Origin of the sequence: Nonomuraea sp. NPDC050536 (assembly GCF_044457685.1) — a bacterium.
In the GTDB taxonomy this organism is placed as follows: Bacteria; Actinomycetota; Actinomycetes; order Streptosporangiales; family Streptosporangiaceae; genus Nonomuraea.
In genome coordinates, this window is record NZ_JBITHD010000008.1 from 1 (window position 1) to 16,930 (window position 16,930).

General features: G+C 67.8%; 21 protein-coding genes and 1 pseudogene. 16 read left to right on the top strand and 6 right to left on the bottom strand.

Annotation, left to right across the window (positions count from 1 at the left end):
- Positions 1 to 70: 70 nt before the first annotated feature.
- Both ACIBHX_RS23030 and ACIBHX_RS23035 read left to right on the top strand, forming a co-directional pair.
- Positions 71 to 661, top strand: coding sequence for a methyltransferase domain-containing protein (locus ACIBHX_RS23030; RefSeq protein ID WP_397069250.1), 591 nt, complete (start codon positions 71 to 73; stop codon positions 659 to 661).
- A 391-nt stretch (positions 662 to 1,052) separates the two neighbouring features.
- Complete coding sequence (locus ACIBHX_RS23035; protein WP_397069251.1) at positions 1,053 to 1,865, top strand: type II CAAX prenyl endopeptidase Rce1 family protein; 813 nt, start codon at positions 1,053 to 1,055, stop codon at positions 1,863 to 1,865.
- A gap of 400 nt (positions 1,866 to 2,265) precedes the next feature.
- On the opposite strand, the gene ACIBHX_RS23040 is transcribed toward ACIBHX_RS23035, so the two are convergent.
- Both ACIBHX_RS23040 and ACIBHX_RS23045 read right to left on the bottom strand, forming a co-directional pair.
- A complete protein-coding gene (locus ACIBHX_RS23040) occupies positions 2,266 to 2,679 on the bottom strand; it encodes an SRPBCC domain-containing protein (protein WP_397069252.1) in 414 nt (137 codons plus the stop codon).
- Between the two features lie 21 nt (positions 2,680 to 2,700).
- Positions 2,701 to 3,054, bottom strand: a complete 354-nt coding sequence (locus tag ACIBHX_RS23045; protein ID WP_397069253.1) for a nuclear transport factor 2 family protein — start codon at positions 3,052 to 3,054, stop codon at positions 2,701 to 2,703.
- 89 nt (positions 3,055 to 3,143) lie between these two features.
- Here ACIBHX_RS23045 and ACIBHX_RS23050 point away from each other — a divergent pair, with 89 nt between their 5' ends.
- Genes ACIBHX_RS23050 through ACIBHX_RS23060 form a run of 3 tightly spaced genes read left to right on the top strand, consistent with a single transcriptional unit; the run spans position 3,144 to position 4,061 of the window.
- Entirely contained in the window at positions 3,144 to 3,449 is a 306-nt protein-coding gene (locus ACIBHX_RS23050) for an ArsR/SmtB family transcription factor (protein ID WP_397069254.1), read from the top strand.
- Complete coding sequence (locus ACIBHX_RS23055) at positions 3,439 to 3,903, top strand: SRPBCC domain-containing protein (RefSeq protein WP_397069255.1); 465 nt, start codon at positions 3,439 to 3,441, stop codon at positions 3,901 to 3,903. The genes ACIBHX_RS23050 and ACIBHX_RS23055 overlap by 11 nt, the downstream gene beginning before the upstream one ends.
- Before the next feature lie 5 nt (positions 3,904 to 3,908).
- Positions 3,909 to 4,061, top strand: a complete 153-nt coding sequence (locus tag ACIBHX_RS23060) for a hypothetical protein (protein WP_397069256.1) — start codon at positions 3,909 to 3,911, stop codon at positions 4,059 to 4,061.
- A 38-nt stretch (positions 4,062 to 4,099) separates the two neighbouring features.
- On the opposite strand, the gene ACIBHX_RS23065 is transcribed toward ACIBHX_RS23060, so the two are convergent.
- Positions 4,100 to 4,534, bottom strand: a complete 435-nt coding sequence (locus ACIBHX_RS23065; protein ID WP_397069257.1) for a hypothetical protein — start codon at positions 4,532 to 4,534, stop codon at positions 4,100 to 4,102.
- 654 nt (positions 4,535 to 5,188) lie between these two features.
- On the opposite strand from ACIBHX_RS23065, the gene ACIBHX_RS23070 reads away from it, so the two are divergent.
- Entirely contained in the window at positions 5,189 to 5,848 is a 660-nt protein-coding gene (locus ACIBHX_RS23070; RefSeq protein WP_397069258.1) for a hypothetical protein, read from the top strand.
- A gap of 312 nt (positions 5,849 to 6,160) precedes the next feature.
- Positions 6,161 to 6,697, top strand: coding sequence for a hypothetical protein (locus ACIBHX_RS23075; RefSeq protein ID WP_397069259.1), 537 nt, complete (start codon positions 6,161 to 6,163; stop codon positions 6,695 to 6,697).
- Positions 6,698 to 6,793: 96 nt separating this feature from the next.
- On the opposite strand, the pseudogene ACIBHX_RS23080 reads toward ACIBHX_RS23075, so the two are convergent.
- A pseudogene (locus ACIBHX_RS23080) lies at positions 6,794 to 6,871 on the bottom strand (VOC family protein); the annotation flags it as partial.
- 47 nt (positions 6,872 to 6,918) lie between these two features.
- Positions 6,919 to 7,497 carry a TetR/AcrR family transcriptional regulator gene (locus tag ACIBHX_RS23085; protein WP_397069260.1) on the bottom strand — a complete coding sequence of 193 codons (579 nt, stop codon included), beginning with the start codon at positions 7,495 to 7,497 and terminating at the stop codon, positions 6,919 to 6,921.
- A 114-nt stretch (positions 7,498 to 7,611) separates the two neighbouring features.
- Here ACIBHX_RS23085 and ACIBHX_RS23090 point away from each other — a divergent pair, with 114 nt between their 5' ends.
- The 9 genes from ACIBHX_RS23090 (at position 7,612) to ACIBHX_RS23130 (ending at position 15,669) form a co-directional block, all read left to right on the top strand.
- On the top strand, positions 7,612 to 8,538 hold the full coding sequence (locus ACIBHX_RS23090; protein ID WP_397069261.1) for an NmrA/HSCARG family protein: 927 nt from the start codon (positions 7,612 to 7,614) through the stop codon (positions 8,536 to 8,538).
- A complete protein-coding gene (locus ACIBHX_RS23095; protein WP_397069262.1) occupies positions 8,535 to 9,416 on the top strand; it encodes a TIGR03620 family F420-dependent LLM class oxidoreductase in 882 nt (293 codons plus the stop codon). Before ACIBHX_RS23090 ends, ACIBHX_RS23095 begins: the two co-directional genes overlap by 4 nt.
- An 837-nt stretch (positions 9,417 to 10,253) precedes the next feature.
- Complete coding sequence (locus tag ACIBHX_RS23100) at positions 10,254 to 10,553, top strand: helix-turn-helix domain-containing protein (protein WP_397069263.1); 300 nt, start codon at positions 10,254 to 10,256, stop codon at positions 10,551 to 10,553.
- Positions 10,448 to 10,735, top strand: a complete 288-nt coding sequence (locus ACIBHX_RS23105) for a winged helix-turn-helix domain-containing protein (RefSeq protein ID WP_397069568.1) — start codon at positions 10,448 to 10,450, stop codon at positions 10,733 to 10,735. Before ACIBHX_RS23100 ends, ACIBHX_RS23105 begins: the two co-directional genes overlap by 106 nt.
- Entirely contained in the window at positions 10,690 to 11,259 is a 570-nt protein-coding gene (locus tag ACIBHX_RS23110; RefSeq protein WP_397069569.1) for a transposase, read from the top strand. The genes ACIBHX_RS23105 and ACIBHX_RS23110 overlap by 46 nt, the downstream gene beginning before the upstream one ends.
- A gap of 535 nt (positions 11,260 to 11,794) precedes the next feature.
- Positions 11,795 to 12,223 carry a hypothetical protein gene (locus ACIBHX_RS23115; RefSeq protein ID WP_397069264.1) on the top strand — a complete coding sequence of 143 codons (429 nt, stop codon included), beginning with the start codon at positions 11,795 to 11,797 and terminating at the stop codon, positions 12,221 to 12,223.
- Positions 12,224 to 12,674: 451 nt separating this feature from the next.
- A complete protein-coding gene (locus ACIBHX_RS23120) occupies positions 12,675 to 14,027 on the top strand; it encodes an erythromycin esterase family protein (protein ID WP_397069265.1) in 1,353 nt (450 codons plus the stop codon).
- Between the two features lie 420 nt (positions 14,028 to 14,447).
- The gene (locus ACIBHX_RS23125; RefSeq protein WP_397069266.1) at positions 14,448 to 15,329 is read left to right on the top strand and encodes an aminoglycoside phosphotransferase family protein; all 882 of its coding nucleotides are present in this window, start codon (positions 14,448 to 14,450) and stop codon (positions 15,327 to 15,329) included.
- A gap of 163 nt (positions 15,330 to 15,492) precedes the next feature.
- Positions 15,493 to 15,669 (top strand): hypothetical protein, encoded by a 177-nt coding sequence (locus tag ACIBHX_RS23130; protein ID WP_397069267.1) that lies wholly within the window; start codon positions 15,493 to 15,495, stop codon positions 15,667 to 15,669.
- Here ACIBHX_RS23130 and ACIBHX_RS23135 read toward each other — a convergent pair whose 3' ends face one another.
- Positions 15,670 to 16,737 carry a transposase gene (locus ACIBHX_RS23135; protein WP_397069268.1) on the bottom strand — a complete coding sequence of 356 codons (1,068 nt, stop codon included), beginning with the start codon at positions 16,735 to 16,737 and terminating at the stop codon, positions 15,670 to 15,672.
- Positions 16,738 to 16,930 lie beyond the last annotated feature (193 nt).

The window sequence follows — 16,930 nt, forward strand, 5'->3', positions numbered from 1 at the left end:
CGCCCGCGGGGAACGAGGGCGAAAGTCCCCGGGGCGCGGCTCGTCGGACCAATAGGCAGAACCTTTGCGCTTGGCGGTCCCATCCGTGTATGGAGAAACGCAGACCGCTGATCCGCAGTCCTTCGACCGATTCGCCCGCGACTACGACCGCTTCGTAAGCCTGCTGCCCGGACAGAACACCGCCTGGTTGCTCGGGTTAGGACTGAAAGGCGGGCGCGCGCTCGATGCCGGCTGCGGCTCCGGGCACGCGGTGGAGGCTCTGGCGGACAGCTTCGAGGAAGTCCTCGGACTGGACCTGAGCAGTCCCCTGATCAGGATCGCCCAGGCCGCACACGCCAACCGCCTCGAGCAAGGCTGGAACGTCCCCGGCGCCTACCTCCTGCTCGACCGCCCCGACAGCGAGGGCCGGTGGGGAGCCTACGTCGGCAAAGCCACCACCCCCGGCCTGCGCCACCGCGTCCTGCAACAGCTCAAGGACCGCGACCACTGGTACCGGGCCCTGCTCATCCGCTACGAAATCAACGACGACGAAACGCTCAACAGCAGCCAAGCCGGATGGCTCGAAGGGCGGCTCTACGACCACCTCGCCAACGCCCGGCGAATCGACCTGCACAACCACAATCGGCCCCGGGACTGCGCTTCCGGCCTCCGAGGAGGATGAGTGCAGAAATAGGCGCTGGAGACTGGACGTGTTCCTGACCGAGGCCTCCGCCGAGGTTCCGGCGGGGGCGGTGGCCCCAAGAGGAGGTGAGAGGGAAGACCAGAACGCCGCCCCGAGCCAAGGGCTAGCAATGCGGCCTGCACGGCGTTACGCGTGTCAGCTCTCCTGGGAGCCGCCGAGCTCGTCCGGGGCGGGATCTGCTCCGTCGAGACCTAATGCCGTATCCGCGGTGGACGCGCAAGAGCTGTTGGTGGCGGGGTTGCGACGCGGGAGCGACCCGATAGTTCCCGCCTGGTTCGCACCCGCCGTGACCTGCGCCTTTCACAGCGACTCGAAGCGGTGTCAGAGCGATGTCAGGTCCGTGTAGGGTCGCGGGGCCACGATTCTCGGCATGGATAGAGCAATGCAGCCCCCGGCCGACACCCAAGGCGCTCAACCGAAAGGCTTCGTCGCGAAGCTCCTCGCCGACCGTCACTCCGTCCCGTTCTCCATCGCACTGCACCTGGTGCCCGGCGCGGTCATCGTCGCCGTGTACGCGTTCATCGCCGCCCCCCTGGTCCGGGCGATGGGCTTCCCGATCTTCCTGGCCTGGGCCATCGCCCTCGCGATCGTGCTCTTCCCGCTCCAGCTATTCCTGCTGTGGCTGGGCAAGAAGAAGACCGGCCGCTTCACGATGAAGGGCGTCGTCCGCTACCGCGACAAGCCGGTCTCGCGCGGCAAGGTCTTCTGGCTCGGGGCCGCGTGCCTGGTGTGGATGACCGTGGTCTCGCTCTCGCTGACCCGGCTGGACAACATCGTCTACGACTGGTTCTTCACCTGGGTGGACTACCAGGGCGCCGGCCCCTCCGGCACCGCCTACCTCCAGGGCTACTCGCACGAGCTTGTGCTCACCACGCTGCTCATCTGCGCGCCGTTCACCGGCTTCACCCTGCCTCTGCTCGAGGAGTACTACTTCCGCGGCTTCCTGCTGCCCCGCCTCCCGCAGCTCGGTAAGTGGGCCCCGTTCTTCAACACCTTCTTCTTCTCGGTGTACCACTTCTGGGCCCCTTGGACGGTCCTGTCGAAGCTCGTCTTCCTCTACCCGGGCGTCTGGCTCGCCTGGAAGAAGCAGGACATCCGCATCTCGATCGCCATGCACCCCGGCTCGGCGCTGCTGATGACCGTGGTCGGCGTCATCGCCCTCGCCTCCGGCTACTCGATGTAAGACCGCCCGAAACGAGGGGTGCCGTCCGCTGGCCGAGGGCCGGATGCGTCGCTCCGGAGCGGGCCGCAAGCGCGCCGAGCAGGCCCGGGACTCCTATAGCTACGGCGAGGGGCAGAGTAGGTGTGATTCTGCGTTCCTCCACGAGGTGCTCGACCGCGCCGCCGCGCGGCCCGGCCTGGCCGTACCGCTGTGCGCGGCACGGCCACCCGCCGGACCGCCTCACCGCCGGGCGGCGTCCGGCGGCGTCGGGTGTGTCGTACGGCAGGGCGAGTCGTGCGCTTGGCTCCGATGGACACCGGGGATGGCATGCGGTCGGCTACATGAGTGGCCAGGCGGTGCGCGCGATGTAGAACAACGGCGGGCGCCCGCCCATTACCCGGCGCATGATCGTCGACCGGGGTCAGACGCCGAAGGGGCGGCCCTCGGCGCGTTCGGCCTCGGCGGCGAGGCTGGCCAGGAAGCGCTCCCAGCCGTCCGCCACCGCCTCGGGCGGGATCCCGACGTGTTGGAAGCGGAGCTCGCACGCCTGCGCCCCGCGCTCGGCGAGCTCGAAGCGGAGTTGCGTGCCGGTCCACTCGTCGTCGCGGGTGTGCGCCGTGCACGACCAGCGGACGAGCGACGGCGGCTCGACCGCATCGACGCGCATGACGATCTGCTCGGCCAGCCCTGCGAAGCCGAAGGTCAGCCGGCCGCCGAGCTCGGCCGAGCCGTACACCAGGGTCGTCCACCAGCGGCGCGGCCCCTCAAGGGAGGCGATGGCGCCGAACACGCGCTCGCGACCGGCCTGGATGGTGAGGTGACGTGTGTACTCCATGGTGAAGCCACTCCCCCCGCGTCAGCCGGCGAAGCCGGCGGCGCGGACGGCGGTGGTGTCGTGGATCTGGCGAATGCGGGCGATCTTTCCGTCGCGGAGCGTGAAGTGCTCGGCGACCCGCAGGGTGCCGAGGCCGATGACGTCCATGTCGTACAGCAGCATGGCCTCCTCGCCCGCGCTCATCGCGGAGAGGAGGTCGACCCGCGTGGCCATGGACCCGAAACTCTCCAACGCGGTCGCGAAGGACCGGGGTGTCGGATAGTCGTTGACCGGCGCCTCCACCGTCAGGTCATCGGCCAGCATGGCCGCCGCCGCGGCGAAGTCCTTGCCGGTCCAGGCGTCGTGATAGGCGCGCACTGCGTCCTGAGTGTTCATGGTGTTCCTTTCACAAGTAGCGACTTGTGGAAGTCTGCAAGTCTCGGCTTGTACAAGTCAAGGCTTGAATTCCTGGTAGGCTGACCGGCATGAGTGAGGCGGCACTGCAGGCACTGGCCGAGCCGCACCGGCGCGAGATCCTGCGCCTGGTGCGCGACCAGCCGCGGTCGGTCACCGAGATCGCCGCCCGGTTCGCCATCACCCAGCAGGCGGTCTCCCAGCACCTCAAGGTGCTCAAGGACGCGGGCCTGGTGGCGGTGCGGCCCGAGGGCCAGCGTCGCCTCTACGTCGTACGCCCGGAGGGGCTGGCCGTGCTCCGCGACTACCTCGCCGAGTTCTGGCCCGAAAGCCTGCGGCGGCTCAAGGAGGCCGCGGAGACCGGCGATGACAGCTGAGCCGATCACAGCCTCGATCTACATCGAGGCTCCCCCGGAGCGGGTCTTCGACTACTTGGTCCGTCCCGAGGCGATCATCACCTGGATGGGAGAGTACGCCCTGCTCGACCCCTCCCCCGGCGGGCGATTCGAGCTCGACGTCAAGGGCGTGCCCGTCCGTGGCCGGATCCTGGACCTCGATCCGCCGCACAGGCTCGTCGTCAGCTGGGGATACGCCGGATCCGGCCGCCTGCCGCCGGGCGCCAGCACCGTCGAGGTCCGCCTGACCCCGGAAGGTGCCGGCACCCGCGTCGAGCTCCAGCATCGCGACCTGCCCGCCGACGAGCGGCCCGGGCACGTCAGCGGGTGGAGCCACTACCTCGACCGCCTCGCGCTCGCCGCCGGCGGCCACGAGCCCGGCCCGGACCCGGGCATGCCGCCCGTGTCACAGCCCAGCGGGGCCATCTCGCCTTAAAGGGTGTGACGAACTCGGAGAAGACCTCGGTGCTGATCACCGGAGGCAACAAGGGGCTCGGGTTGGAGTCGGCCCGGCGGCTCGGCGAACTGGGTTGGACGATCCTCCTTGGCTCGCGCGACGAAGGCCGCGACAGCCGGTCAATCGACACTCCCTGAACCACTTTGCACTCCGGGGCCGTTCGGGAGTTCCGGGGCTAGGACGCGGGGGTGAGGTTGACCACCGCCTTGGCGGGGTTGGGGAAGGTGAAGGTGGCCCGACAGGTGCCGGCATTGGTGTACAGGTAGGAGCCTCCCAGGCCGGCGCCGACCAGGCTGGTGCCGTAGAACTTCAGCTCCCGCCCATCCGCGGAGATGGTGATCTTTGCGGGGTCGGTACGCTTCACTTCGAAGATGCCGATGCCGGTCATGTAGGCATCGCCTTGCTGCTCAGCCGACTTGGCGGTTCCGTCGGGGTTGAGCTGGACGATGATGTCCCAGTTCTCGTTCTGCAGCCCGCCGCCCCAGGCGACGCAGGTGAGCTTCACAGGCTCGGGCGCATCCTGCGCGGTGCTGGCGAGTGCGGCCTGGGCGGGGACGGCAAGGGCCGCTGCTGCGATGGCAAGGGCGGCGATACGCTGAAAGAATCTCACGGGATGACTCCTGTCGGGACGAGATGGTGTGCCGTTGCGGCGTGAGATCACTGTCGGAGGGCCGGTGCGGTGTCCACCACCCGTGGACAGCGCATGCGGACGACAACCGGACACCGGCCAGGCCTGGACAGCGGCTGACGAGCGAAAAGACGAAGGGCATGGCGCGTGTCTGATCGTGATGACCCGGTGTCCGAGCCAGGGCATGGACGCCGGCAGGGACCAGGCGAGGACCCCGTGGCCGCATTCATCGCACAGTTACGGTCGCTGCATCAGCAGCAGGGGTCACCGTCGGTGCGGGAGTTGGCGGACAGGACCCGGGCCGCCCAGATGCCGCATTCGAAGTCGGTCATCGGCCAGGCGTTGCAGGGGCATCGCATGCCATCGGAGGGAGTGTTGCGAGCGCTGGTTCAAGCTCTTGGCGTCGATGATCCTCACTCTTGGTTGGAGCGCCGCGCACAGGCTCTGGCAGCCAGCAGAACCACACCGGCGGCAGCGTGGGAAAGCCCCGCCGAGCAAACCGAGCAGACCGTCGGCGAGGCAGGCGCCACTGAACAGGCCGCCGCAGCCGGGCAGAGCCCCGCCGGGCATCATGCGGCTGCCCCGGGCCCCGGCCGCAAGCTTTTATCGCGCAAGCCCTCCCCGCGATGGATGATCATGATGGTGGTCGTGCCGGTGGTCGCCGTACTCTTCACGGCTGGCATGTCGGCTCTTGGCGGCAAAGACACAGGCGCCGGGCCCAGGCCCACGGGGGCACGGCCGTCGCCCGCCACACCGGCGGCTGCGCTCCCCCAGGCCACCCGACCGGTCTCTGCCTCCACACCTGGCCTCGGCAAGGGCGCCGGAACCTGGAGCGCGGTGCACGGCCTTGGCTGCCAGGCGGAATGGGCCTACGCCGACCCCGGCTGGAGGCCGGCTGGCGGAGGCTGGCGGCAGGACGGCTGCACCGGCACGGCACTCTTCCTGCAGGTCGCTTCTGAGCTGGGGCACGCCACCCAGGGAGTGAACTGGTACTTCGACACCCGGCCTGAGGCCCGCTGCACCATCGAGGCCTTCATCGCCGACGACCAGCGTTCGGCCGGCACCGCCTCCTACTACCTCGACGACGACAACACCACCCCACCGCACCTGGCAGGACCGGTCACCGTTGACCAGAAGGCCCACCGCGGCACGTGGGTCACCCTCGGCACCTGGCCGGTCCCCGGGCCGGGACGCCTGACCCTCATCCTGGCCAACCAACCTCATCAGGCCCACGACACCTCCACCGTGACCGCATCCGCAGCCCGCGCGACATGCCGTTGGAGCGACAACGACTGATCAGCCTGGTGTTGGCTGCTGCGGGCGCTCGGCGTGGACGCCGGAGCCGTGCCCGCCGAGCGCCAGCCGTACCAGCACCAGGGGTTTCGGCGCCCGGCAGCTTCTCGACGATCTCAATTTCTCTCTGTCGCGAGACGGGCTTGGACATGGCGCACAGCATCGCCGTGACGATCGACCTAGTTAACCAACCAGATCGAATAAGGATCATCGACTTCGGTACATCCGGCTCAGCAATCACGCAGCAGATGGATGTGGACTTCGAGGCTCAGTACGCCAGCCTCGTCGAGCGGGGGGATGACGATGCGACCCAAGGTGACCATCTACCTGGACGACCCTGACGCCGAGCGGATAGCCGATGCCAAGCGCGAGGTGGAGCGCGCAGTGCGGGCATGGCTGGAAGTCCAGGGCATGGAGATCATTCACGAGGCGCGGCCGATCTCCGGCTCCTGGTGGAAGACACTCGTGGCCCGGGTAAAGAACCCCACCGAGGAGGACGTTCGAAACGGCACGAAACTCGCCGGCAGAGCCGCGAGCCTGTACGGGCTGGACACCCGGCAGGCCGAGGTGGACAAGGTGCAGGCCGAAGCGTTCGCCGCAGTGATGAAGGCGTTGGAAGGGGTTGATTCCGCGGTCATCCACTCGGGGACGCTGCTCGTCGTCAAATACGGCACCAGCGTAATCCGGCGCGAACCCAGTCAGCTCGACGTCGAGAACCTACGCCGCCACCCCATCCTGACCACCCGGCCAGAAACGATCGTGCAAGAACTCCAGGACCTTGCCAAGGAGCACCAACCCCTCACTTGGGAGCAGCAGGCGCTGCCCGAACCGCAACGGCAACTCGAACCCTGACCCGTCTTCGTCGAACGTCGGCCCGCCGTCCTGAGCGGGGCCGAGGTTCTGCTACTCGTAGTAGTGCTTGGCGGCATGAGTGCTGGAGCTTCCGGGTCAGCGCGGGTCGCGGCGCAAGGGGTGGTCGGGCGGGACCTGTACCAGGACGATGCGATGGCCGTCGGGATCCGCGATCTTCAGGTGGCCGTCGGGGCAGCAGCTTCGCTTTGTGAGAGCCGGGTTCAGTGCGCGCGTACGCCCTCGATGGCGATCGCCAGCAGGCGGTCGGCTTCGGCCGGACCATCGGGGTCCTGCTCGGTCGCCAGGGCGATGGCGCTGACGAGCTTCAGTAGCTGGGTGATGGCGATCTCGGGGCGCACGGCGGCTGCCGTTCGGGCACGGGCGAGAAGAGCATCACCGGCGTTGATGATCATGTCGTGACAGGTGCTGCCGAGGGTCGGATCACCGCCGCGCATCAATGACGCGCCCAGCCCTCGGTTGGCCACCGCGTGTGCGCCGACAGCGCGGAGCCAGGTGAGCAGCGCCTCTCCCGGCTCGGGGTCGGCGAGCAGGTCGTCGGCCTTGGCGCAGAGTGCCTCCACCCGGTCCTTGAAGACCGCCTCCAGGAGCGCCTGCCGGGAGGGAAAGTGCCGGTGCAGGGTCGCCGAGCCGACTCCGGCACGGCGGGCGACCTCCTCCAGGGAGGCGTCGGCGCCGTGCTCGGCGATGAGGGCGCCGGCGGCGGCGACGATCTGGTCGACGTTACGGCGGGCGTCGGCGCGCATCCGCTGCCGGGGCGGCACGGCGGTGTCCTTGGACAAAAGGAACTCCTGACGACTTGCCAAGTGGGGTGGTCCTCCATATCGTAGCAACCTATAACCGGAGGGCCACCCCAGTTAAGAGGGTGGGCTCTTGTTCCAGTTAAGGGAGAGACAGTGACACCGACGAACAAGACCGTCGTGGTGGTGGGAGCGACCGGCCTGCAGGGCAGGGCGGTGACACACCACCTGCTCCGCGGCGGCTGGCGGGTGCGTGCGCTCACCCGTGACCCGGACGGGGCACGGGCCCAAGTACTGGCGCAGGCCGGCGCGCAGGTGGCGCGGGCGCAGATGGAGGACGTCGATTCCCTGACCGCCGTGGCCGAGGGCGCCTGGGGCCTGTTCAGTGTCCAGCCCACGGTCGGCCAGCCCGGCACCGCACCGGACTTCACCGCCGAGGACGAGGTGCGCTGGGGCGTGAACGTCGCCGAGGCCGCGCGCGCTGCCGGCGTCGGGCACCTGGTGTTCACCTCGGTCGCCGGCGCGGACCGCCACCTCAGCGAGAAGGTGCCGGTGAACCTGGTCAGCAAGTGGCGGATCGAGCAGCACATCGCCAAGCTCGGCCTGCCCGCGACGATCCTGCGGCCGGTCTCGTTCATGGAGAACTTCACCGGCGGATACGCGCTGCAGAACGGGAACCTGTCCACCGGGATCGCGCCGGACACCGTCCAGCAGATCATGGCCGTCGACGACGTCGGTGCCGTCACCGAGTTGGCGTTCTCCCACCCCAAGGAGTGGATCGGCCGGGCGGTCTCCCTGGCCGCTGACGAGCTCACACCGGTGCAGGTCGCCGCGGCCATCGCCAAGGCGCTCGGAATCTCGCTGCCCTACGTGCAGATCCCGATCGAGGCGATCCGGGCTCTGAGCGAGGACTTCGCCTACGCCAACGAATGGCTCAACGAGTACGGCTACCGGGCGGACATCGCCGCCACCCGGCGGATCCACCCTGCCGCGATGGACTTCGCCACCTGGCTGGAGCGCACCGGCGCCGCCCAGATCGAGGCGTTCCTGGACTCCGTGCGCGCCGCGGGCCAGGGCGCATGAGCAGCCACGCACCCGGCCTCGGCCGTGTCGGGATCTGGGCTGGCGACTTCGACCTCCTCTCCGCAGCCGATGTACGGCAGGCCGCCACTGCGATCGAAGACCTCGGTTATGGCACCCTGTGGTTCCCCGAGACCACCGGACGCGAAGCCATGGCGCAGGCCGCCGTCCTGCTGGCGGCCACCCAGCGGATCACCGTTGCCGCCGGCATGGCCGACATCTACGCGCGCGACGCGGTCACGACCGCCGCCGCACAACGCACCCTGGAAGAGGCCTTCCCCGGACGATTCCTGCTCGGCCTGTGGGACAGTCACCCGAGCCTGGCCGAGGACGTCCGCGGCCACCGCTTCGGCCCGCCCCTGGCTACCATGCGCTCCTACCTCGACGCGCTCGACACAGCCCCGTTCGGGCCACCCGGCACGACGGCCTCCCCGCACCGGGTACTGGCCGCCCTGGACCCCGGCATGCTCGCCCTGGCCGCCGAACGCACCCGGGGCGCGACCGTGCTGGGCATGCCCACCGCATACACCCACATCGCCAGGAAGACCCTCGGAGACGACCGCCTGCTTGCCGTCACCCAACTGTGCGTCCTCAGCCACGACCGCACCCACTCCGCCGAACTGACCCGCACCACGGCTGCGGCCGCGCTGCCGAACCGCCTGGGCCTGCTGCGTGATCTCGGATACCCGTCCCCGGACGCGCTCGACGACCGGCTTGTCGACGCGATCGTCGCCCACGGCCGCGCCGAGGACATCGCCGACCGCGTCCAGGAGCACCTCGACGCCGGCGCCGACCACGTCAGCCTCCACCTGCTGACCGCCGAACCACACATCCCACCCCTACGGCAGTGGGAACAACTCGCCGCACACCTCCCAACTTGACCCGGCACACCGACCAGAGACACGACACCAACCCCCACCAGTGAGGAACGAAGTCATGGACTCCCGTTTGGCCGGCTCCCTGAGGACTACAAAGGCGAGGGGGCCGTCAAGCTTGCGCGGATGCACGCCCACGGCGAGTACATCAGGTATATCGCCGAGCTGGACATTACGGAGATCACCCTGCTGTACGACATGCTGAAATAGGTGGTTCCGGGCACACATGGCGGCATGGGCGTCTACAGATGGTCACCCAGGGGCATGTGTCGTCGGGGGTCGGGCCATAGCGCAGGTCGAGTGGACCGTAAAACTGGTCCCGGGGCAGGCGCACGGCCTCGTCATTGGCGGTCTCGATGATGCAGAGGAACACGTCGCTACCCTGCGGCATGTCCCCGGTCCTCACCGCTTCGAGGTGGGCGGCGATCATGTCCTGGGTGCGGTCGAACGGGGCCGGTTCTCCTCGAACCACGCCTGTGCGGGACCGCCCAGGATGAGGAGATCTTCCGTCGCGGGCGCTACGCCGAATCGGCCTGACCGGACCAGGGCAAACCCTGTCCCATTACCTGGGAGTAGCCCGCCCATGGCTGCGGGCAGGTTCCCGCAGTCAAAGGGAGCGCCGAGTCGAAGGGTTAGCCAGTCCGGCGTACCTGCGGGACGGAGGACGAAGCGGACAGCAGAGTCACGGGTGCTAGAGAGTTTTGAAGTTGGGAGTTACGTTACGTAAGTGTCTCCTGCTGGCAGCGTGACGACTGTTTGCTATGGGTCTATTCCGGAGGCATGAGGTATCCCGAGGGTGGTGGACTGACCGCCCAAGCACGGGCTCGCCGGGAGCAGGTGCGCATGCGGGCTGGGGACCGCTTCGCCGCAGGCGCGACGGATGCACAGGTGGCGGCCGAGTTCCGGGTCAGCCGGATGTCGGCCAACCGCTGGCACCGGGCCTTCGACGCCGGTGGCGGCGAGGCGCTGCTGTCCAAAGGGCCGGGCGGTGAGAAGTGCAAGCTGACCCAGGCCCAACTGGCGGGCTGCAGGGGGCGTTGGACGAGGGGCCGGCCGCGTACGGGTGGAGCGAGGATCAATGCTGGACCTTGGCCCGGATCGCGGAGTTGGTCTGGGACCTGTTCCGGGTGCCCTACACCCTGAGCGGGCTGGACTATCTGCTGCACCGGCTGGGCTGGAGTCGGCAAGTACCCACGCGGCGCGCGACCGAGCGCGATGAGCAGGCGATCGCCGCCTGGCGAGACGATGTCTGGCCGGAGGGAAAAGGGCCGCGGCGAACCTGGGCGCCTGGCTCTGCTGGGAAGATGAGGCCGGTCAAGGTCTGAGACCACCCAAGGGCCGCAGCTGGGGACGGCGCGGGATGACGCCGGTGGTGACGGTGTCCGGCAGCGGGTCGGGCACGGTGATGATCGCCGGGCTGATCGCCACCAAGCCCGGCCGTCTGCCGCGGCTGATCTACCGGATCCGGCTACGGCGGGGACGTAAGGGCGAGCGCAAGTCGTTCTCCGAGGCCGACTACATTGCCCTGCTGGATGCCGCCCACCAGCAACTGGGCGGTCCGATCGTGCTCGTGTGGGACAACTTGAACACCCACATCAGCGCCGCCATGCGCGCGCTGGTCGAGCATCGCGCCTGGCTGACGGCTATTCAGCTGCCCTCTTACGCGCCCGAGCTCAACCCGGTCGAGGGCGTCTGGGCTCACCTCAAACGGTCCCTGGCCAACCTCGCCAAGAAGACCCTGAACGAACTCGCCCGGCTGATCAAGACCCGGCTGAAGAAGATGCAGTACCGGCCCCATCTGATCAGCGGCTTCATTGCCAAGACCGGCCTCGACACCAAGCCGCCGTAACCCCAGCCTTTAAAGCTCTCTAGTAGCAGCGTTTGCGGGTCAGTTTGGACAGCGCTCTAGGCCCGCGCGCTCGAGAAATATCGGTGAGAAGTAGCAGCGCTGATGGCCCCATGATCCGGACGCGCTGTCCGTATGGCACCCTCGAGCCGAATAACGGAGTGTAATCATTCAATTACTGATAGGCATGTTATGTGCGGCCGACTGCTGGAGGGGGAGTCGGTCTTGCGCGTGGGGGGCATGGGCGTCTGGGCGCGAGCACGTGCAGTTCCCAGGGGCCCGTGGCCCCATAGGGCTGGTGACGCGTCGACCATGACGGCCTCTCACGGGGCTGGGCGTAGAACACCGGTTGCTGAACGCTGAGCTCGACACCTACCGAACTGCAAGGACGCCGACTGGCCGCAGTGGCCGTCTCCATCAAAGTCGTCGCCGCTGCCCTGGTACGCAGCCGCCATGTCTGAGCCCGACGCTCCGGACAGGCAGGCGGGCTCAGCGCGCTGACCCTTGTCGATCATTCGGCGTGCGACACAATCAGTGCGTGTCGTCCCCCGATAAGCGCCCGTGGTTAGTGGAGCGGGTAACGCGCAGCAGATTCCTACGTGATGCCAATATCGGCCAGGAGATCACTGCAGCCCTTCGCGCCGTGGACCAAGCGATGGATCGCCAGAGCGTCTTTGAGATGTACGTCACGGGCAGCGCCATGAGCGTTGCGGCAGCCCTGGGGCTGTATCTCCAGTACGCCGTCGACCAAGCCTGGTGGGGCGGAGGCTCATGGTGGTCGGTCGCCCGCCCGTTCGGGCTGGTCATCGGATCGGTGGGCCTGATTTCGATCATCATCGCGCTGGAGAGGGCGCGGCTGCAGGTCAAGAGCACGGTAGGTGCAGCCACTGACAAGCGAGCCGCCGCGCGTGCACAGCGGCCTGCGGACGACTTGATTGGCCCAGCACCTGCGAGCAGAGCGACGTGAAGTCGTGCCGATCGAGAACCTGGTTGACCTGTCGGCACTCTGCCTCTGGGATGTCGGCATCTGCGACCTGTAGTAGTTCCGGCAGGTCGTAAGAACCGTCACCGTTGGGTCCGGGCGATCGGGTGCTGGGCTTACTGATCGTTTCAGAATGCGACTGTCGAGTCGGTGGATGATCTGGTCGAACTCGCCTAACGAGGGTGAGGCCAGAAACCGCCACCCCGCACACCTTCGACGTGGACCTCGTCGCCGCCCATACGGCTCTCCGGGTCGGCTCGCAGAGGCCCCCGGTAGTGCCCGCCCTACCCTGACGCACCCGCTCGCCTCACGAGAAAGATGCTGGTCAGCGGCATGGGAGGCGCGCTCGGGTCGCCATACTCTCGTCGACGTATCGATCTCACCGTGAGGTCTGATCCTTCTCAAGTGGTAATACGCAAGTTAAGAGGCAAACAGCATGGCTAGGGACCGAAAGCGCATCAGCCGGCGGGGACTGCTGGCGACGGCGGTGATCGCGATGGGAGCGGTTCTCGCCCCCGTGGCGGCCCAGGCGGCCCTGGCCGACACGGCCGGCGGGACGCAGAACCCGGTCCGCGCACTGGAGCAGGCGGCCCACCCACTGCGCTCGACCGAGCCCCAGGGGAATACGGCCGACCTGCGAGCCCTGGGTCCGATGATCGGCGATGCCAAGGTGGTCGGCCTCGGCGAGGCCACCCACGGCTCCCATGAGTTCTTCGCCATGAAGGAGCGGGTCTTCCGCTACCTCGTCGAGGAGAAGGGCTTCACCACCTTCGCTCTGGAGCTGAGCTGGTCCGCTGGGCTCCAGATCGACGACTACCTCCAGACCGGCGAGGGGGACGCACGCAAGATCGCGAAAGAGGCGCTGGCCACCTCGCCGTGGGAACGGGAGGAGTTCGTGAGCCTCATCGAGTGGATGCGGGACCACAACCGCCGCCACCCCGACCGCATGGTTCACCTCATGGGCGATGACATCGGCGCCCCCAAGCTGAGCGACGACTTCTTCAACCGGGTGACCAGCTACGTGCAGCGAACCCATCCGGAGTCGCTGCCGCACGTCACGCGGCTCTACACCGGTCTGCGCCCGATCGACGACGTGTTCGCCTACCTGGGCAAGCCTCTCGCGGAACGGCAGCAGCTCGCCGCCAAGGCACACCAGGCCCTGAATCTGATCAGCAGCCAGAAAGGCACAGACGAGGACGAGTTCGAGCTTGCGGTCCAGAACGCCCGCTCCATCTCCCAGACAGCCACGTTCCTCGCCTTCGACCTCACCGACAAGGCCTGGCTGCCCGTCGCGCAGCGCTACCGCGACCAGGTGATGGCCGAGAACACCGCCTGGTGGCAGCGGCGTACCGGCGACAAGATGCTGCTGTCGGCGCAGAACGACCACGTCGGATACGTGGCCAGCGAGCCCGCGCTGTACCCCAAGACGCAAGGGTCGTACCTACGCGACGCCCTGGGCGAGAAGTACCTCCCCATCGGCTTCACCTTCCACCAGGGCTCCTTCCTGTCGAAGGACGCCGCTCTCGGCGGCGACTGGAAGAAGTTCACCGTGGGCGCGGCCGAGCCCGGCATGAACGAGCACACCCTCGACAAGGTCCGCTACCGGGACTACTACCTCGACATCCGCAACGCCCCGGCCGCCGCGCGCGCGTGGCTGGACGTCGCCCGCCCCACACGCAACATCGGCACGCAGTACCCCTATCCGCCCGGCCACCTCGCGATCGCCCGCTCCTTCGACGTCCTTATCCACCTCCACGATGTACGGGAGGCCGACCAGCTGAAGCCGTGACAACCGGCCCAGGCGTGAGCAGCCCGACGTCGCCTGACCTGCGGGGAAGACGGCCGCGAGGCCGGCCTCCTCGCAGGGCCTGCCCGGTCGACCGTGCATAGGTCATCGCGGCGCGCGTGTCCAGGCACTGGCACGTGATCAGGTCCGCGCCCAGGCGTCCGTCACGGCTGGGGGCGTACGATTCCGGCGGCGAGGTCAAGGTCGCATCGCTCGAGGGCGACATCTCACCCACCGCAGGCTCCCCGCTCGGCATGGGATGACGCCTTACACGTGGGGCGGTCACGGATAGGTCTGAGCTGAGCGAACACGCAGTGTCTTAAGATCGCTTCGCAGCTCGGAAGTGATCGTTTCCCGGGGCGCCCAGGCGCGCGACCCGGGTATTCGGTTGGCAGCCGCTGACGATGTCGTGATACTGCGGGGATGTTCACCGATGCTGACGACCCCCAAGGGAAGATGAACTCCTTCGCGTACGTCGAATCTCCCGAGCCCCATCCCGAGATCCCGCTCGTCGGTGGGGACGTCACCGAGGGGGTCGTGCGTGTCGGGGACACGGTGCGCCGTCCGGTCGGCCCAAATGCTCCGCTCGTCCACGCGCTGCTGCGCCATCTGGAGCAGATCGGGTACGCGGGCGCTCCGCGGTTCCTCGGCATCGATGCGGCCGGGCGAGAGGTGCTGACCTTCATGCCCGGCGAGGTGGCCGGGCGGCCGAGGCCGGCGTGGATCGCCGATGAGGAGCGGCTGGCTACCGTCGGGCGCCTCGTGCGCGACTACCACGACGCCGTCGCGGGGTTCGTCATGCCCGAAGGGGTGCGGCCCGGCTTCGGGCTCTCGGAGCCGCCCGGCATGCCGCCTGCGCCGCCGTACCCGACGGAGGTGGTCGGGCACATGGACTACACGCCGGACAACATCGTGTTCCGGGATGGCAAGGCGGCCGCGTTGATCGATTTCGACATCGCCAAGCTGGTCACCAGGGTGGATGAGATGTGCAACGCGATGCTGTATTGGGCGCCGCTGGGCGACCCTGTCGATGCCGATCCGCTGCTGCGGGAGGTGGACGTGCCGCGTCGCTGCCGGATCCTGGCCGACGCCTACGGGATGTCGGACGTCGACCGCTCCCGGCTCGTCGAGGTGGCGGTGCTGCGGACGCGCCGGTCGTGGTTTTCGATGAAGCAGATTGCCGAGGAGCGAGGCGGCGGCTGGGCAAGGATGTGGGATGAGGGCGTCGGTGACCAGATCAAGCGACGCGAGGCATGGCTGGAGCGCACTGGCGCAGCCATCGACGCGGCGCTGAATACGCCGTAACCCAAACAACTTCCGAGTGGGTTAGGCAGCGGGGATAGTCATCGGTTGATGATCGCTTCCCAAGATTGGGCTGATCGTTTCTGGTGTGGTGGCCGGAGGCCGAGATGGTTTCTCTTCGGATCTCGAGCCTTGACCGCCCATTTCGATTCACACCATGCCTGCCATGAGCGTCGACCTCACCCTCGCGATGCCCCTCCGTCGGCGGGTGCTCATCGACGCGTGCATGGACAACGACGCCAGTGTCGAGACGGTCGACGGCAATCGTCAGCGTGTGGGGCTCATAAATAGGATGCGGTGTCTGACCTGCCGGTTCTCGGGGCGGTGTCAGCCGATAACCTGATCAGCTGGCGATCTGGTACTCGTTGATGAGGCCGCCGAGGATGGCTCTGCGGTGGACTCGTTGGTCGGCCAGGTCGATGGGGGTTGGCGGTCCTGTTTCGGCTTGCGATGGGGATAACTGTCCGATGCCGCGGTGAGGTCGGGCCGTGTTGTAGTGCTCCAGGTAGCGGGTGAGGGTGCGGCGGAGATGGTGCTCGTTGAGGATGAGCATGCTGTCCAGGAGTTCGCGGCGTAGGGTGCCGATGAGCCCTTCACAGTGCGCGTTCGCCTTCGGGGCCTGCGGTGGACTTTTGATGACCCGCAGGCCAGCGTCGGTGAAGATCGCGTCAAAGGCGTCGGTGAACTGGCCGCCGCGGTCGCGGATCAAGAACATCGGCTTCGTCATCACGATGCCGGTGTTCATCAGGAAGTTACGAGCAGCTTGGGCGGTCCACGATCCGGTGGGGTTGGCGGTGACGCCGAGCAGGTGGGCCCAGCGGTTGCCGTGTTCAAGCATGATCAGGGCATACAGGCGTGTGAGATTGACGGTGTCCACATGCAGGAAGTCCACGGCGACGATGTGCTCGGCCTGGGCCGTCAGGAACTGCTTCCACGTCGGCCCGCTGCGGCGCGGAGCGGGGTCGATCCCGGCCCGGTTCAGAATGTTCCAGACGGTCGAGGCGGCGATCTTGTGGCCGAGGCGGGTGAGTTCACCGTGGATGCGCCGGTGGCCCCACCTCGGGTTCTCCGCGGCCATGCGCAGGATGAGGGTCTTGACCGCCGCCGGGGTGGGTGACCGTCCGGGACGGCGACGATTGCTGTAGTCCCACTTCTTCGCCGCGAGGTTGCGGTGCCAGGCCAGCAGCGTGGCCGGGGTTATCGAGAAGATCTTCGCCCAGCGATGGCGAGGGATCAGATGCGAAAGCGCCGCCAACCACAGGCGGTCGGCCGTTTCGTAGCGTACCCGCGGGACCTGTCGGCGTAGGACCGCGTTCTGATGGCGTAGGACCAGCAGTTCCGCCTCCTTGGAGGCACTCCTCCGTAGCAGCAGCGCGGGCAAAGACAGCAGACGGCGGGTGACGGCGTACACCGTAGACAAGATCACGAAACATGATCCCAGGCGACCCGAACCAGCCACTCGGCGCCCACGCCTCTTCCGTCCACCGAACGAGGGCCTCTGCCTTGAAGGCGATTCGAGTTCTTGAGCCCCACAGGGTGGATGGCATTGTCGGCAGGCGCAGACCTGCACGGATGAATTTTCAGCACCCGCGCTGTCAAGGCGC

Bases quoted from the DNA above. Each gene is read 5' to 3' on its own strand.
- ACIBHX_RS23035 (WP_397069251.1), top strand. From the start codon at position 1,053: ATGGATAGAGCAATGCAGCCCCCGGCCGACACCCAAGGCGCTCAACCG.
- ACIBHX_RS23040 (WP_397069252.1), bottom strand. From the start codon at position 2,679: ATGGAGTACACACGTCACCTCACCATCCAGGCCGGTCGCGAGCGCGTG.
- ACIBHX_RS23045 (WP_397069253.1), bottom strand. From the start codon at position 3,054: ATGAACACTCAGGACGCAGTGCGCGCCTATCACGACGCCTGGACCGGC.
- ACIBHX_RS23050 (WP_397069254.1), top strand. From the start codon at position 3,144: ATGAGTGAGGCGGCACTGCAGGCACTGGCCGAGCCGCACCGGCGCGAG.
- ACIBHX_RS23055 (WP_397069255.1), top strand. From the start codon at position 3,439: ATGACAGCTGAGCCGATCACAGCCTCGATCTACATCGAGGCTCCCCCG.
- ACIBHX_RS23070 (WP_397069258.1), top strand. From the start codon at position 5,189: ATGATGGTGGTCGTGCCGGTGGTCGCCGTACTCTTCACGGCTGGCATG.
- ACIBHX_RS23095 (WP_397069262.1), top strand. From the start codon at position 8,535: ATGAGCAGCCACGCACCCGGCCTCGGCCGTGTCGGGATCTGGGCTGGC.
- ACIBHX_RS23100 (WP_397069263.1), top strand. From the start codon at position 10,254: ATGCGGGCTGGGGACCGCTTCGCCGCAGGCGCGACGGATGCACAGGTG.
- ACIBHX_RS23120 (WP_397069265.1), top strand. From the start codon at position 12,675: ATGGCTAGGGACCGAAAGCGCATCAGCCGGCGGGGACTGCTGGCGACG.
- ACIBHX_RS23125 (WP_397069266.1), top strand. From the start codon at position 14,448: ATGTTCACCGATGCTGACGACCCCCAAGGGAAGATGAACTCCTTCGCG.
- ACIBHX_RS23130 (WP_397069267.1), top strand. From the start codon at position 15,493: ATGAGCGTCGACCTCACCCTCGCGATGCCCCTCCGTCGGCGGGTGCTC.